At 52.1% G+C, this 14,764-nt stretch carries 15 protein-coding genes; 11 read left to right on the top strand and 4 right to left on the bottom strand.

Annotation, left to right across the window (positions count from 1 at the left end):
- The first annotated feature begins 42 nt into the window (after nt 1-42).
- The 4 genes from NSP04_RS02455 to NSP04_RS02440 all read left to right on the top strand — a co-directional run bounded on the left by NSP04_RS02455 (nt 43) and on the right by NSP04_RS02440 (nt 3,797).
- Complete coding sequence (locus tag NSP04_RS02455; RefSeq protein ID WP_371824987.1) at nt 43-1,410, top strand: di-heme oxidoreductase family protein; 1,368 nt, start codon at nt 43-45, stop codon at nt 1,408-1,410.
- Nucleotides 1,410-2,477: an imelysin family protein gene (locus NSP04_RS02450; protein WP_257510757.1), complete on the top strand. Its 1,068-nt coding sequence runs from the start codon at nt 1,410-1,412 to the stop codon at nt 2,475-2,477. Before NSP04_RS02455 ends, NSP04_RS02450 begins: the two co-directional genes overlap by 1 nt.
- A 9-nt stretch (nt 2,478-2,486) precedes the next feature.
- Nucleotides 2,487-3,557 carry a DUF1513 domain-containing protein gene (locus tag NSP04_RS02445; RefSeq protein WP_257511203.1) on the top strand — a complete coding sequence of 357 codons (1,071 nt, stop codon included), beginning with the start codon at nt 2,487-2,489 and terminating at the stop codon, nt 3,555-3,557.
- Between the two features lie 84 nt (nt 3,558-3,641).
- Nucleotides 3,642-3,797 carry a hypothetical protein gene (locus NSP04_RS02440; protein ID WP_257510756.1) on the top strand — a complete coding sequence of 52 codons (156 nt, stop codon included), beginning with the start codon at nt 3,642-3,644 and terminating at the stop codon, nt 3,795-3,797.
- A gap of 13 nt (nt 3,798-3,810) precedes the next feature.
- Here the strand turns inward: NSP04_RS02440 and NSP04_RS02435 are convergent, their stop codons facing one another.
- From NSP04_RS02435 to NSP04_RS02425, 3 genes are all read right to left on the bottom strand, one after another.
- Complete coding sequence (locus NSP04_RS02435; RefSeq protein WP_257510755.1) at nt 3,811-5,031, bottom strand: MFS transporter; 1,221 nt, start codon at nt 5,029-5,031, stop codon at nt 3,811-3,813.
- Nucleotides 5,032-5,091: 60 nt separating this feature from the next.
- Complete coding sequence (locus NSP04_RS02430) at nt 5,092-6,036, bottom strand: AEC family transporter (protein WP_257510754.1); 945 nt, start codon at nt 6,034-6,036, stop codon at nt 5,092-5,094.
- Nucleotides 6,037-6,142: 106 nt separating this feature from the next.
- Nucleotides 6,143-7,222, bottom strand: coding sequence for a tartrate dehydrogenase (locus tag NSP04_RS02425; RefSeq protein WP_257510753.1), 1,080 nt, complete (start codon nt 7,220-7,222; stop codon nt 6,143-6,145).
- Nucleotides 7,223-7,328: 106 nt separating this feature from the next.
- Between NSP04_RS02425 and NSP04_RS02420 the strand changes: the two genes are divergently transcribed.
- From NSP04_RS02420 to NSP04_RS02410, 3 genes are all read left to right on the top strand, one after another.
- Entirely contained in the window at nt 7,329-8,225 is an 897-nt protein-coding gene (locus tag NSP04_RS02420) for a LysR family transcriptional regulator (RefSeq protein WP_257510752.1), read from the top strand.
- A gap of 187 nt (nt 8,226-8,412) precedes the next feature.
- Nucleotides 8,413-9,450 (top strand): NAD(P)-dependent oxidoreductase, encoded by a 1,038-nt coding sequence (locus NSP04_RS02415; RefSeq protein ID WP_257510751.1) that lies wholly within the window; start codon nt 8,413-8,415, stop codon nt 9,448-9,450.
- Complete coding sequence (locus NSP04_RS02410; protein WP_257510750.1) at nt 9,447-9,881, top strand: type III secretion system chaperone; 435 nt, start codon at nt 9,447-9,449, stop codon at nt 9,879-9,881. Before NSP04_RS02415 ends, NSP04_RS02410 begins: the two co-directional genes overlap by 4 nt.
- A gap of 12 nt (nt 9,882-9,893) precedes the next feature.
- Here NSP04_RS02410 and NSP04_RS02405 read toward each other — a convergent pair whose 3' ends face one another.
- Nucleotides 9,894-10,607 carry a hypothetical protein gene (locus tag NSP04_RS02405; RefSeq protein ID WP_257510749.1) on the bottom strand — a complete coding sequence of 238 codons (714 nt, stop codon included), beginning with the start codon at nt 10,605-10,607 and terminating at the stop codon, nt 9,894-9,896.
- A gap of 273 nt (nt 10,608-10,880) precedes the next feature.
- Here NSP04_RS02405 and NSP04_RS02400 point away from each other — a divergent pair, with 273 nt between their 5' ends.
- From NSP04_RS02400 to thiS, 4 genes are read left to right on the top strand one after another with little or no spacing between them, the layout of a single operon-like run.
- Nucleotides 10,881-11,354, top strand: coding sequence for a 4Fe-4S dicluster domain-containing protein (locus NSP04_RS02400; protein ID WP_257510748.1), 474 nt, complete (start codon nt 10,881-10,883; stop codon nt 11,352-11,354).
- A 24-nt stretch (nt 11,355-11,378) separates the two neighbouring features.
- A complete protein-coding gene (locus NSP04_RS02395; RefSeq protein WP_257510747.1) occupies nt 11,379-13,226 on the top strand; it encodes an aldehyde ferredoxin oxidoreductase family protein in 1,848 nt (615 codons plus the stop codon).
- Nucleotides 13,223-14,545: an NAD(P)/FAD-dependent oxidoreductase gene (locus tag NSP04_RS02390; RefSeq protein ID WP_257510746.1), complete on the top strand. Its 1,323-nt coding sequence runs from the start codon at nt 13,223-13,225 to the stop codon at nt 14,543-14,545. Before NSP04_RS02395 ends, NSP04_RS02390 begins: the two co-directional genes overlap by 4 nt.
- Nucleotides 14,512-14,763, top strand: a complete 252-nt coding sequence (gene thiS, locus NSP04_RS02385) for a sulfur carrier protein ThiS (protein ID WP_257510745.1) — start codon at nt 14,512-14,514, stop codon at nt 14,761-14,763. The genes NSP04_RS02390 and thiS overlap by 34 nt, the downstream gene beginning before the upstream one ends.
- Nucleotide 14,764 lies beyond the last annotated feature (1 nt).

The following is a 14,764-nucleotide window of genomic DNA, read 5'->3' as shown; positions in this document are numbered from 1 at the left end:
ATCAAGAAAGTAGCGCTTGTTTCAGCGGTTTCGGGATTATTTTTGAGTGTTGCATGGGCCGCAGTGGAAGGAATGGATCCGCGCACTGCAGGCGACGTCACCGTGTTTGTCGATGGCAGAAATGCATTTTCGTTTCCCGCTGCCAATTTGCCAGACGATGAACGCACTCGCTTTGCAATCGGCAATTCGTTCTTCAAGCGCAACTGGGTGCAGGCCCCCGCATCCACCACAGCACGGGACGGTCTGGGGCCTCATTTTATTGCGCGTTCATGCGGTGGCTGCCATGTTCAGGATGGTCGTGGAAAACCGCCTGAAATTCTTGAGCACTTAAACACAGAACAACCCGTTGATTTGCTGTTCCGTTTGTCTATTCCAGGCAAAGATTCCATACACGGTGTAGTGCCGGAGCCTGTGTATGGCGATCAGCTCAACAACGCTGCGGTCAACGGGGTGAAACCAGAAGGCAAAATAAAAATTGAAACCACACCAGTGCGAGGTGTGTACCCCGACGGCACACCCTACGTGCTGCAAAAGCCAACTTATTCTTTTACCAATTTGGCTTACGGGCCAATGCACCCCAATGTAATGGTCAGCCCGCGTATTGCACCACAGGTCATCGGGCTGGGTTTGCTTGAAGCGATTGATGAACAAGAGGTGTTGCGCAATTCACAGCAGCAGGCTGCGCGCGCAGATTCAATCAAGGGCGTGCCCAATTATGTCTGGGATTCGTACGCCAGAAAAGAAATGCTAGGGCGATTTGGCTGGAAGGCCAATGTGGCCAGCCTTGCCCACCAAACTGGTGGGGCATTTCTTGGCGACATCGGCATAACCAGCAGCTTGTTTCCATCCGAGAACTGCACCGAATCACAAACGGATTGCCTGCAGGCGCCCAATGGTTCAGAAAACGGCGAACCTGAACTCAGCGACAGGCTGTTCGATGAAATTGTGTTTTATCAGGCTGTTCTTGCACCGCCAGCCCGCCGCAATGTGAATGACGCACAGGTTTTGAAAGGGCAGAAGTTGTTTGAAAGCGCGCAGTGTGCTGTGTGTCATCGCCCGTCTTACACCACCGGAAAAGTGCCGTTTCCAGCTTTAAGCAGCAGCGCACTGCAGGGGCAGAAAATTTGGCCCTACACCGATTTGCTGTTGCATGACATGGGCGAAGCCCTGGCGGACAATCGCCCTGATTTCAAAGCCAACGGCAGGCAATGGAAAACGCCACCGCTGTGGGGCATTGGACTGATTCCCGACGTGAACAACCACCAGCGCTTGTTGCACGATGGCAGGGCCGATGGTGTGGAAGAAGCGATTCTGTGGCATGGCGGTGAAGCAGAGCAAAGTAAAAACAAGTTCATGAACTACTCGGCGCAAGAACGCGCCGCCCTCATTCGATTTGTGGAGTCTTTGTAATGAAACCTCAGCATCAGCATGAATTCAAAAACGGCCTGTTGCGGGGCTTGATCTGGGTGGCTGCGGCAGGCGTTTTGTTGCTGCTTTTGAATTGGTTCAATGAGGCCAAAGCATTCGACCGCAGCACCATGTTGTTCCCTTACTATGAGCCGCAAGAAGTATTGAATAGTGTGGTAAAGCAGCATTATGAAAAAGAGACCTCCGCTTTGTTGGAACAATTGCAATTACTTGAATCGAGCACTTCAAAATTCTGTGGCGGCGACCTAGCCCTGGATACGTTGAAAGAGCTATATGCAAGAACCTACCTTGCTTGGCTGGAATTATCGGCAGTGGTGGTGGGACCAATGCTCGACAACAACACGGTTCGCCAAATTGATTTTCGACCAGTGCGTGCCAACTTGCTTGAACGAGCCATCAATCAGCAGCCCAAAGGTGTACAAGGCATGGCCTTGGTGGGTAGCCCAGCCAAAGGTTTCCCAGCGCTTGAATATTTGCTTTTGCAGCCAAACTTCAAACCAGCCACTGCGCCGTGTGCTTACGCCATGGAGTTGGTGCAAGACATCGCCCGAACAACTGGCGCTTTAAAATGGCAGCCCGCGGACAAGCTGACCATGTCTTTGTACTTTAACCAGCAAGTGGGTGCACTCCACAATTTAAGTTGGGAACGAATGGAAAAGCCCATGTTAAAAAACAAGGATGCCGAAGCGCGCGGTGAACCGGCAAGCTGGCCACTTTCCGGATTGGGTTTGGCACAGCAAAGCTGGCTTGCACATTGGCACGGAATCGAACCTCTGTTGGTCTTGAAAAGCGAAGTGGTTCCGCAGGCAAACTTGAACGTGGTACCGCTGGAAGCGTACTTGCGCGGCCTTGGGAAAATTGATTTGGCCGATGAATTGGTAAAACACAGCACAGCGGTAAACACTGCCTTGCTTTTAAGCCGCCCTGCAAGTGCGAACAGCACAGAAAGGGCAGTGAAAGCTGTAAAAGTGTTGAAGGGTTTCATGACACAAGAGCTTGCCAAGGAATTGAGCGTGTCGATTCAGTTTTCATCTTCTGATGGGGACTAATAGTTGAAAGTGAATCGCAGAGCATTTTTGGCAGCGGCAGGTGGTGCCACGGTGTGCATGGCCATGCCTTTGGCGAGGGCTGTAACACCTCTACGACTTAACGATACCAAAGCCACCTTGTTGGCTGCATGGCAACAGGCAAGCGGTAACTATCAGGCCGGTATTTTGGAACTGCAACCGCACACGGATGGTTTTTTTGAGGTGCAGTGGGCGATCGATTTGCCAACTCGACCACACGGTTTGATGCACTTTCAGGGCGATGATTATTTGGTAATTGCTCGCCGCCCCGGCGACTGGTTGATGCAATTGAATCTTCACACTCGTACCACTCAGCGCACTTGGCAAGACTCGGGTCGCCACTTGAATGGTCACAGTGCTGTATGTGGCAAATTGCTTTTCACTGCAGAAACGGATTTGCTGACAGGTCACGGTGCTTTGGGTGTTCGCGACCGCGCAACATTGAAGTTGCTTGATGTGTGGCCTACACACGGCCACGATCCGCACGAACTTTTGGTTCTGCCGCAGGGCTGCTTTGGGATAACCGAGCCTTGTTTGTTGGTGGCCAATGGCGGAATTCAAACCCACGCTGACATGGGGCGCACCCAGTTGAGCCAATCGCCCATGGACTCTTCATTGGTCGCGATTCATGCAAGCACCGGCAAACTGCTGAAGCAGTGGACCCTTGATGATTCACGGTTAAGTTTGCGACACCTTGTACAACATCAAAGCGGTGTGCTTGGAATTGCCATGCAGGCACACCACAATACCGAAAAGCAACGCGATGCCGCGCCTGTGTTGGCCATGTTAAGCCATGGAGGACTGAAACCTGTGCCTGCTTCAACACACATGAAAGGGTATGCTGGCGACATTGCTGCTACACCGGAAGGTTTTGTGGTCAGTTGTACCCAAAGCAATGTTGTGCTGCATGTGGATACGCAGGGCAGGCGGCTGGGTATAACGCCCGCAGATGCTGCCTGTGCACTGGCAAGTAGCGGCAACAAGGTGTGGCTGGGCCACAAGCCTGCGCTGTCAAAACCCGCAATTGAACTTGACAATCATTGGATAGTACTTGAATCGTGAGTCTGGTTTTGTCACAAAACTGTCATCCAATAAGTATGCGCATCCGTGTATATTTCGCGTACGCAAACACATGGGTCCATGATCATGAAACAACAACTTGAGCTGTTGAAAGAAATTGAGCAAAAGCTTGAAGAGCTGAGCAAAGACAAAGACCTTAAGGACAAGCGCCCGCTTGAAGTGAAAGAAATCAAGGGCTTGCGCATGGTGGTGTCGTCCATCATTCGCCGCATGGCCAGCTAAGCAATTTAATTTCTTATTGGTACACCCTGAGCTTTTTGGCTATCAACAGGGCGGTCAGGTTAAACAAGATCGCAATAACACTGCACATCCAGAAATTTTCAATCAAGCCTTCCGGGCTTCTTGAAATCACATATCCGCCGACCAATGCCGCCAGCCCCATGGCGGCTGATTGCATGGATGAATTCAAGGTCATGAACGTGCCCCGGTTTCTGGGGTTGCCCGCCGCGCTGACCAATGCCATGCCGGGAATCATTCTTCCACTGACAAAAACAAAAAAGCAGGTTGTCACAAGCAATATCGCGACCAGTCCCATGCCTTCAGTGGATGTGATCAAGGCCATAGGCAAAATCGCAACACAGGCGATAATTTGCAACATGCGCAATTTGCCGATTTTGTCACTCAGCTTCCCAATCACTTGGGCGCTGACCAAAGTGGCAGCACCGCCCACCAAATAAATCAGGGGAATGTCAGAAGGCGACAAGCCTGCATTGATTTGCATGTAAATCGTGATGTACGGGATGATGGAAAACCCTGCGAATATCATGCAAAACGAGAAGCAGAATGCGCGTAAGTGATTGGTGTCACGTAGTACTTGGGCAATGCCTTGCAACGGGCCAGTTTCACCCCGCGCATGCAGGTGACCTTGCAAGCTTGGAATAACGTACCAGCCAGCGATCAACAAAATGAAACTAATGGCCGCAATGCCGAAGAAGGGTGTGTGCCAATCCGAATTGGCTGCCACATACAAGCCAAGCGGCACGCCCATCACCGTGGAAACCGAGAATGAGGTCATAATGACACCCATTGCTTTGCCACGGCGCGCGAAGGGCACCACATCGGCCACAATGGTTTGAATCATTGCCGACAAAATACCCCCAAACAAGCCGGCTGCAATGCGAGCACTCATCAGCGTTTCATACGTGGGCGCCAGGCCGCAGGCAAGTGTGGCCAGTGCAAATAGAACATACAACACCAGCAGCAGGCGCCGACGCTCGAAGCGGTCAATGTATAGCGAGGCCATCAGGCCCGACGCACCGGCCGCGAATGTGTAAGCCGAAACCAGCAAACCAAACTTGGCGTCTGAAATGGCGAACGCCTGGGTCAGCTGCGGTCCCAGCGGCATCATGATCATGAAGTCGAGAATGTGGGTGAACTGAATGCCCGCAAGAATCAGCAACAAAGCCCATTCCCTTTTGGGGGTCAAGTTCACACTGCATGCCGGTTTTGCTTCCATGTACTGCTACCCGCTGTTTGAGTTATTTTCATCTGCGATTCAGCAGTTTAACGCGCGCCCCTAGTGCCCCAGCGCGGTGAGCGCATAAATGCCGATTGTCATCGTGGCGATCGACACCAAGGTGGTAAGCGCAATGATGTTGGCCGCCAGTTTGCCATCGCCCCCGGCAGCCACAGCCATTGCGAAACTTGCCGCCGCAGTGGGGCTTGCAAAAAACATCCACAGAATAATCAGTTCACGGCCTTCAATGCCAATGAACCAAGCCACAAAGCAGGCCAGTACGGGCAAGATGGCAATCTTGATGGCGCTGGATTGAATGGCCGCCATGCCGGAAGCCTTTACCCCAGCCAGCGAAAGGGTGCCACCCACGCAAATCAAGGCCAGCGGTAAGGTAAGGCCCGCAAAATATTCGCCCGACTTTAACAGCCACTGCGGAATATACAAATCGATTGCGCTCGCTAGCATGCCCAACACCACCGCAATAATCAGTGGGTTTTTGATCAATTCCTTGCCCACAGCGGCCGGGCTGAATTTCAGGGTGGGGCTGTAAACTGAAAGAATCAGCACAGAAAGTACATTGAACAACAAAATGGTAAAACCCACCAACACGCCGCCCACCGACAGGCCATAGTCGCCGTAATAACTCGCCACCAGTGCGAAACTAACAACGCCACAGTTGCCCCGAAATGAGCCCTGAACAAACACGCCCCGCTGGCCATAGGGGGTGAAATTGGCTGCCCACCACCAACTCGCCAGAAACCCAACAATGGTTGCCGCACAAAAGAAAAACACCAGTTGTGCATTGAATGCGCTTTGCAAATCCGCCTGCCAAATGGACAGGAAAAACAAAGTGGGCATGGTGGCTTTGTAGGTTAGCGTGGAAGCGGTTTGAATGAATGAATCGTTGATCAGATTGACTTTGCGAAGTACCAGGCCCATAAAGACCATGGCAAACACAGGGGCGGTGACTCCCAGAATTTCAGAGAGCACATTGAATTGATTCATGTTGGAATAATGGGGTTGGGGCCAGAGGGTAAAACCTGCGCCATTATTTCACTGCCAAGCCGCGGGTCAATTGTGGATGACCCGCGGGTATTCGGTTTTTAGCAACTTACTGAACACATTCTGCAACAGCCTTGCCGACATCCGACGTGCTGGCATTTCCGCCCATGTCGGGTGTGCGTGGGCCTTCAACCAAAACGGTTTCAATGGCTTTCAAAATTGAATCATGAGCCGCTTTGAAACGTGGGTCGCCTTTTCCAATTGAATCGAGCATCATGGCGCCCGACCAGATCATGCCAATCGGGTTGGCGATGTTCTTGCCAAAAATATCGGGTGCTGAACCATGAACAGGTTCGAACAGTGAAGGGAAGTCGCCTTCAGGATTCAGGTTGCCTGACGGAGCAATACCGATGGTGCCCGTGCAGGCTGGGCCCAGGTCAGAAAGAATGTCGCCGAACAGATTGGAAGCCACCACCACATCAAAACGTTCAGGGCTAAGTACAAAACGCGCAGCCAGAATGTCGACATGGTATTTGTCCCAGTTCACTTCAGGGTACTGCTTGGCCATGGACTCAACACGTTCATCCCAGTAGGGCATGCTGATTGCGATGCCGTTGGATTTGGTGGCCGATGTCAGGTGTTTCTTGGGGCGGCTTTGGGCCAGGTCGAACGCGTATTTCAAAATGCGGTCTGTGCCTTTGCGGCTGAAAACAGCTTCCTGCAGCACTATTTCGCGTTCTGTGCCTTCAAACATGCGGCCACCCACGGAAGAATACTCACCTTCCGTGTTTTCGCGCACCACATAGAAGTCAATGTCACCGACTTTTTTATTGGCCAGTGGACAGGGAATGCCGGGCATCAAACGCACGGGGCGCAGGTTCACATACTGGTCAAATTCGCGGCGGAATTTCAGCAGTGAACCCCACAGTGAAATGTGATCAGGCACTTTGTCGGGCCAGCCAGCAGCACCGAAAAACAGTGCGTCGAAATTAACCAGCTGATCGAACCAGTCGGTCGGCATCATCTGACCGTGCTTCAGGTAATAGTCGCAATGCGCCCAGTCAAAATGCGTGAATTGCAAGTCAAGGTTATAGCGGCGCGCGGCCGCTTCCAGCACCCGCAGTCCTTCGGGAGCGACTTCATTGCCAATGCCGTCACCGGGCAACACAGCGATTTTTCTAGAGTTCATGCGTATTCCTGTCAGAAAATTTTATTCAGTCGCCTAGTATATTGCTTAACCATTCGGTTGATAATGTTGATATAAGTTAAATAACTATCAACCAAAAGGTTAATTAATGAATTTAAAGAATCCTTCCTTGGATGAACTGGATTTGGTGCTTGGACTGTGCCGCAATGGCTCACTGTCCGCGTGCGCATTGTCCATGGGCGTTTCAACAGCTTATGTCAGCAAGCGCTTGGCACAGCTTGAGCAACGTTTGGGGTTGAAACTTTTTCATCGCACAACCCGGAGCCTGGCATTGACCGAGGTTGGGGAAACTTTTGTGGAGTGGGGGCAGCGTGTTCTCGATTCGTCACAAGACCTGATGGATGCGTTGTCGGCAGAGCGATCAGTACCGCAGGGATTGCTCCGGGTGTGCTCAAGTTCAGGCTACGGGCATTCGCGCGTGGCGCCAGCTTTGTCAGAGCTGGTCAAACAGTATCCTGCCCTTGAAGTTCAACTGGAGTTGATTGATCGCCCCATCGATCTGCTCACTGAGGGTTTCCATCTCGACATTCGGCTTGGCGAAACGAGTGAACCCGATTTGATTTGCCGCCATATCTCAGGCAACCAGCGAATTTTGTGTGCCAGCCCAAGCTATCTAAAAAGCGCACCTGAACTGAAAGAGTTGGCCGATTTGCAAAACCATGCTTGCCTGGTGATTCGGGAACGCGATCAACAGCCTGGTCGGTGGGTGCTACAGGGGCCGCGGGGTGAGGAAACTGTTCGCGTGCGCGGCGCCATGGCTTCTAACAGTGGCGAATCGGTTCGGCAATGGATCGTCGACGGTCACGGCGTTGGTCTGCGAAGTGTGTGGGATGCAGCGCCTTTTTTGCGCAGCAAAAAGCTTGTGCGTGTGCTGCCAAAGTACTTTCAGGAGGCCAATGTGTATGCAGTGTACCCATCGCGTTTGGCAAGCTCCGCGCGCTTGCGTGTGTGCGTCGAATTTCTCGCTGTTCGATTGTGTGAATGAACTCTGTGTTTCTCTTTTGTTACTTAATGGCGCCTAGTCAAAACAAACTACAAAAGAGAGCACCATGCAAAACATCTCAACCACAAGTAGTCAAAACACAAATCAAACATACAAGCAGCCTCCACTAACAAATCATGGTTTATCAACGAATGGCGCTCTGGCGTCACGAATATCCTTTGGCGATGCGTTGCAGAATGTCGGTGCGCGTGATCACAATCAACCGATTCAGGTGTTGCTGGCCGAACCGATGGGCACCGCCGCCATGGGACCGATTGGTTTACTTCCACCACGCAAGGCGCAGGTCACTTCGGTACCCGCAGTAGTGCCATCGGCTTTGCAAAGCGCTGTGGTAGCAGCCATGAAAGATCGAAAAACCGATTTGCTAGTGGTCCGCGGCAACTGCCCAGTGAACGAACAATTAATTGACCAGTTGAGTGAAGATGAACGCCCCTCTTGCGTGCTAAGAGCCGGTACCGGAATGGACAATCTCGACATCAATTATTTGAAGAGTGTTGGGATTGCCTGTCAAAACACGCCCGACGTAAACACGCAAGCCACGGGTGAATTGGCGGTGGCATTGATGCTGGATGTGAGTCGCAAAATTTCACAGGCCAACGCACAGGTCAAAGATGGAATATGGAATCGAGGCGCTTTGACTGGTTCAGAACTTGGCGGAAAAACTTTGGGCATTGTCGGCGTAGGGCGCATTGGTGGTGTAGTTGGAACTGTTGCAAAGGCGTTGGGTATGAACGTGATTGGTTTAATGTCCACACGCCAACCCGCTGAGCAAAAGGAGTTGCCACCGTACCTGAGCGAAAAAGTTTCGCTGGATGAACTGTGCCAAAGGGCCGATGTACTGACCGTGCATTTGCCATTGAGCGACTCCACCCGAAACTTGATTGGCGCTAAACAAATTGCCCAACTTTCGGGTCGAAACGCAGTCGTCATTAACACCGCACGCGGTGGAATTGTCGACGAGAAGGCTTTACTTGAGGCGCTGGACAATGGCCAGATTGCCGGTGCCGGACTTGATGTGTTTGTACACGACCCCGCGCCGCCAGGCAGCGTTAGTGATCAACTTGCGAAACACAAGAATGTGATTGCAACGCCGCACGTTGGCGGGCAAACCACCGAGGCCAGCCAGAGAATGGGGCAGGCGGTTGAAAACAAGGCTGAGGAAATGTTTGCCGCTCGGCTTGCAAACCAACAAAGGGTGGGTTTATGAGCGTACTCGACGATGCTGGTCACAAACTGTTTTCGCGTTTGTTAACCCAAGTCGGAACTGCGATTGGGCAACCTGTGCTTTGTAATCAAACTGCTTTTGTACTTGATGATGATGCACGGCTTGAATTGGTGCCCTTGGCTTTACAAAAAGCCAGTGCTTCAGTGTTGTTTGTATTTACCTTAACAGGCTTCAGTGTGGCCGATGCTGCTACCTTGGCGCAGTTGTTGCATCTGAACCGAGACTTGCTACGTGACAATGCACTGCCAGCTTGCTTTACGCTGGATGAGTCGGGTTTTCATGTGCAGTTTCAGCAGCGAATGCGGCTGGATGAGGTGCCCGTGTGGGCACTTCAATGTTATATCGAAGATTCGCTTGGCCGCTTGCGCGATTTGTTCGTGCTTGCAGCCATACCCGCAAATCGAATGAACTGATTGGCCTGTGTATTACTCAACGCGTGCACCAATCGACACACGCGCAGTTAGTGCTGGTTGAATATTTTGAAGTTGGTCGCCAGGCAACAATTGCCGCAGTAAAAAATTGGGGTGCAAATAGTGGTCAATCGCCTCACTCAGTTGCCTGTCTGTTTTCCGCATGGATTGAGTCACTGTGGCCAAGGCGTGTAATACCCCATGCGGAATCGGCAGGGCGAAATTCCCAGCCCCTCTTGGGAAAGCGGTATTTCCGATTTGTTCGGCGTCAGACGGCTTGCTGGTATGATGCTTTTGCACCATTTCGCCGAACATTTTGCCTGCATACGCACCACCCACTGAAGCCACTAAGCTGCTCGCTGCAGCAAAATTACCCCGCGCCACTTCCAGCAACGCCTTGACCAGGTAAACATGACCCAATAGTCGCGCCAGCGATTTGACGGTGTGGCTGGCCGCGCCACCCAATCCAATTATTGCGCCCATACCCAATGTAAATGCGCCCGGTTTCAGCATTGAAATTTGTGCGGCCAAGCCTGCTGTTTTTGACAGCTGGGTTAAAACGCCTTTGGTGTGTGGGTGTTTCACATGCCTGTTCACAGCAGTGCTCAACATTGAATCAACCGCAGTTCGCGCAAATCCAGATCCAAAGTGCACGCCTGGTTTGGACAATTGCATGGTGTGTTCCCAAGCAGACTGTATTTGTTGAGCAGCCTCCTGTATTCGCGCCATGCGAATGTTGCCGGGTCTTTGGGCCAGATGGATATTTTTGTTTCGCAAAGGATTTGTGGTGGCGGTGCTGGCCGGATTTTGTAAGCTTGGTGTTTGAAGTGAAGGTACAAACTGCCGGGAAACGAGTTGCATGAAATTGAAGGGTAGACGATTAAAAGTAAATTTTTAGTGAATATCGCTGCGTGGCGGTTCCACAAATTCGACCTGTTGCACAAAAACATATTGTGCGTTATACAAATGCCATAAACCCAAAAAAAGCAGGAGACAATCCAGATGCAAAAATCTCTTCACATGACGCCCGACAAATGCACGGGCTGCCTTCAGTGTGAAATGGCGTGCAGCTATGAAAACTACCAGGTTTTCAACACCTCGCTGTCACGAATCAAAGTGTTCGACTTCCATCACACTGGCAAAAAAGTGCCTTACACCTGTACCCAGTGCGATGAAGCCTGGTGTATGCACGCCTGCCCGGTCGAGGCCATCACCATGGACAAAACCAATGGCGTGAAAGTGGTGTCGGAAGACACTTGCGTGGGTTGCAAAGTGTGCACCATTGCCTGCCCGTTTGGCACCGTGAATTACGTTCAGGAAACTGGCAAAGTTCAGAAGTGTGACTTGTGTGGTGGCGACCCCGCGTGCGTAACCGCCTGCCCAACCGGTGCAATTACCTACGTGGATTCCAACTGGACTGGGTTGAACAAAATGAAGCAATGGGCAGAGCGCCTTAGCAATCAGACACACGCTTAGATTCAATGAGGGGAGTTAGACAACATGGCTTGGACCGGCAAATTATTGCGCGTGAACCTGACAACAGGCACCTGCACCAGCGAAGACCTGAGAATGGATTGGGCGAAAAGCTACCTTGGCCAACGTGGTTTGGCCACCAAGTACTTCGTTGAAGAGGTGAATGCGAAAGTGGATCCACTTTCACCCGACAACAAAATTATTTATGCAACAGGCCCGCTCACCGGCACGATGGCTTCCACTGGCGGGCGTTATTCAGTGATCACCAAAGGCCCATTGACCGGCGCAATTGCATGTTCCAATTCCGGCGGGTATTTCGGCAATGAACTGAAAAGCGCAGGCTGGGACATGGTGATTATGGAAGGCAAGTCGCCCAAACCTGTGTACCTGTTGATCGAAAATGAAAGTGCGAAACTGATGGACGCTTCTGACCTGTGGGGCAAGAGCGTGTGGGACACCGAACCCGCGATCAAAACCAAGCACCAAGACCCGCTAATGCGTGTTTGTTCCATCGGCAAGGCCGGTGAAAACCAGGTGTTGTACGCCGCCATTGTGAACGACCTGCACCGTGCGGCTGGCCGGTCAGGCGTTGGCGCTGTGATGGGTTCCAAAAACGTGAAAGCGATTGCTGTTCGCGGCACCAAGGGTGTTGGCAACATTCACAACCCCAAGGAATTCATGAAGGTAACCTACGAGAAGAAAAAAATCCTCGCAGAGAACGCAGTGACTGGCACTGGCTTGCCCACTTACGGCACGCAGGTGTTGATGAACGTCATCAACGAAATGGGTGCCATGCCCACGAACAATCACCGCGATGTGATTTTTGATGGTGCAAAAGATATCTCTGGCGAGAAAATGCATGAGCCCCGTAAAACCGACGGCAAGGCCAATCTGGTGACCAACCAGGCTTGTTTCGGTTGCACCATTGCCTGTGGCCGTATTTCGAAAATTGATGAAACCCACTTCACCGTGGAAAACAAGCCCCAATATCATGGTGCATCAGGCGGGCTGGAATATGAAGCCGCCTGGGCTTTGGGATCATCGAACGGTGTGAACGATCTGGAAGCGCTGACGTATGTGAACTTCTTGTGCAATGAACATGGCATCGACCCGATTTCATTGGGTGCCACAATTTCTGCGGTGATGGAGCTTTACGAAATGGGCGTGCTGACCGAGGCACATTTGGGTTGCAAAGCCCCGTTTGGGTCTGCACAAGCTTTGGTGAAGTTGAGTGAAGACACTTGCAATGGTGAAGGCTTTGGCGTGGAAATTGGTCAGGGCTCCAAGCGTTTAACCGCCAAGTACGGTCACCCTGAGTTGTCGATGAGCGTGAAGGGGCAGGAATTCCCGGCCTATGATTCACGCGGTATTCAAGGCATGGGTCTGGCCTATGCCACGTCAAACCGCGGTGCCTGCCATTTGCGGGGCTACACAGTGGCTTCCGAGGTGCTGGGCATTCCTGTGAAAACAGACCCGCTGGTAACCGACGGCAAGCCTGCTTTGGTGAAGGCGTTTCAGGATGCAACCGCTGTGTTTGATTCAGCGGGTATTTGCGTGTTCACCAGTTTTGCCTGGACCCTGGCCGATGTGCAGCCCCAAGTGGCCGCTGCGTGCGGCGACGAGTTTGACATGGCCAATCTGGAAACCATGGGCGAGCGCATCTGGAACCTGGAGCGCCAATTCAACCTGAATGCTGGCTTTACCAAGGCAGACGATGACCTGCCGGCGCGCTTGAAGAAAGACGCTGCCAAAGTAGGCCCAGCCAAAGGTCTGGTCAATGGCATTGACAAAATGCTGCCCGAGTACTTTGAGCTTCGAGGCTGGGACATCGAGGGTCGCCCAACGCCCGCAACGCTAGTGCGTTTGGGATTATGACCGACGAGGTTCAACGAACCCGTTACTTGATTTTGGGTAACGGGCCCGCCGGCGTGCTTGTTGCCGAGCAAATTCGCAAGCAAAGGCCGCGTGATTCAATCGTGATGGTGGGTGCGGAACCAGAGCCGCCTTATTCACGCATGGCAATTCCTTACCTGCTGATTGGCAAAGTGGGCGAAAAGGGTACTTACCTTCGCAAAGACCCGGACCATTTCAAGAAGCAGAACATTCAGGAAATTCTTGCACGCGCCACCAAGCTGGATACGACTGGAAAAAAAGTGATGCTCGACAGTGGCGATGTGCTGCACTACGACAAGTTGCTGATTGCAACCGGCGCACGCCCTGTTTCGCCCCCCATCCCCGGTGTGAATTTGCCCGGCGTGCACCCTTGCTGGACATTGGAAAACGCCCGCCAGATTATCGAGCTGGCCAAGCCGGGTTCACGGGTGTTGCAAATGGGCGCTGGCTTTATTGGCTGCATCATCATGGAAGCACTGGCCCTGCGCGGCGTGAAGCTGACAGTGGTTGAAATGGGCAACCGAATGGTGCCGCGCATGATGACCGAGGGCGCGGGTTCCATGATTCGCGATTGGTGCATCAAAAAGGGTGTGGATGTTCACTGTTCCACCAGAGTGGAGGCCATTGAGTCAGGCGATGCTGCCAATAATTTGAATGGCAGCGCGCCATTGCGTGCCGTGCTGTCTACAGGCGAAGTCGTTGAATGCGATTTGGTGATTTCTGCCACGGGTGTGAAGCCCAACCTGGATTTTCTGGAAGACAGTGGCCTGGATGTTGATCTGGGTTTGCTGGTCGACGAGCACATGCAGACCAATGTTGCCGATGTGTATGCTGCAGGCGATGTGGCTCAGGTGCGTGATTTTTCCACTGGTCAGAAAACTGTGAACATGATTCAACCTGCAGCCGCAGACGACGCACGAATTGCCGCACAAAACATGATGGGGCAAGGCACGCAAACTCAGGGTAGCTTGGCCATGAATGTGCTGGACACGCTGGGCTTGATCGCCGTCTCTTTTGGGCAGTGGTGGGGCGCAGACGGTGGGCAAAGCGTTGAGTTGCAGAACAAGGAAGAATTTACCTACTTGCGTTTGGAGTTTCTTGGCGATGTGCTGATTGGCGCAACCAGTTTGGGGTTAACGAACCATGTGGGTGTAATGCGCGGGCTGATTCAAGGCAAAATTCAACTGGGTGAATGGAAAGATCATTTGCTGAAAGATCCAACCCGATTAATGGAAGCCTATTTGGCTTGCGCACAATCCCAAAGTACATGGAAATTACATTCAAGCTTTTTGCAACACTGACGGGCTACTTGCCTGCGAACCGAACTGACAACGCTGTTCGCCTGCAAGTTAAAGACGGCAGCACCGTGCAACAAATAATCGACCAATTTCACTTGCCGGAAAAATTGACCCACTTGGTGTTAGTCAACGGCGTTTATGTTGACCCAGCTGATCGTGCCACCAAGGTATTGACCCCCGATGATGTGTTGGCCATTTGGCCACCGATTGCAGGTGGTTGAT

It is taken from the genome of Limnobacter parvus, assembly GCF_024623725.1.
In the GTDB taxonomy this organism is placed as follows: Bacteria; Pseudomonadota; Gammaproteobacteria; order Burkholderiales; family Burkholderiaceae_B; genus Limnobacter; species Limnobacter parvus.
This window is presented reverse-complemented; position numbering and strand designations above follow the sequence as displayed.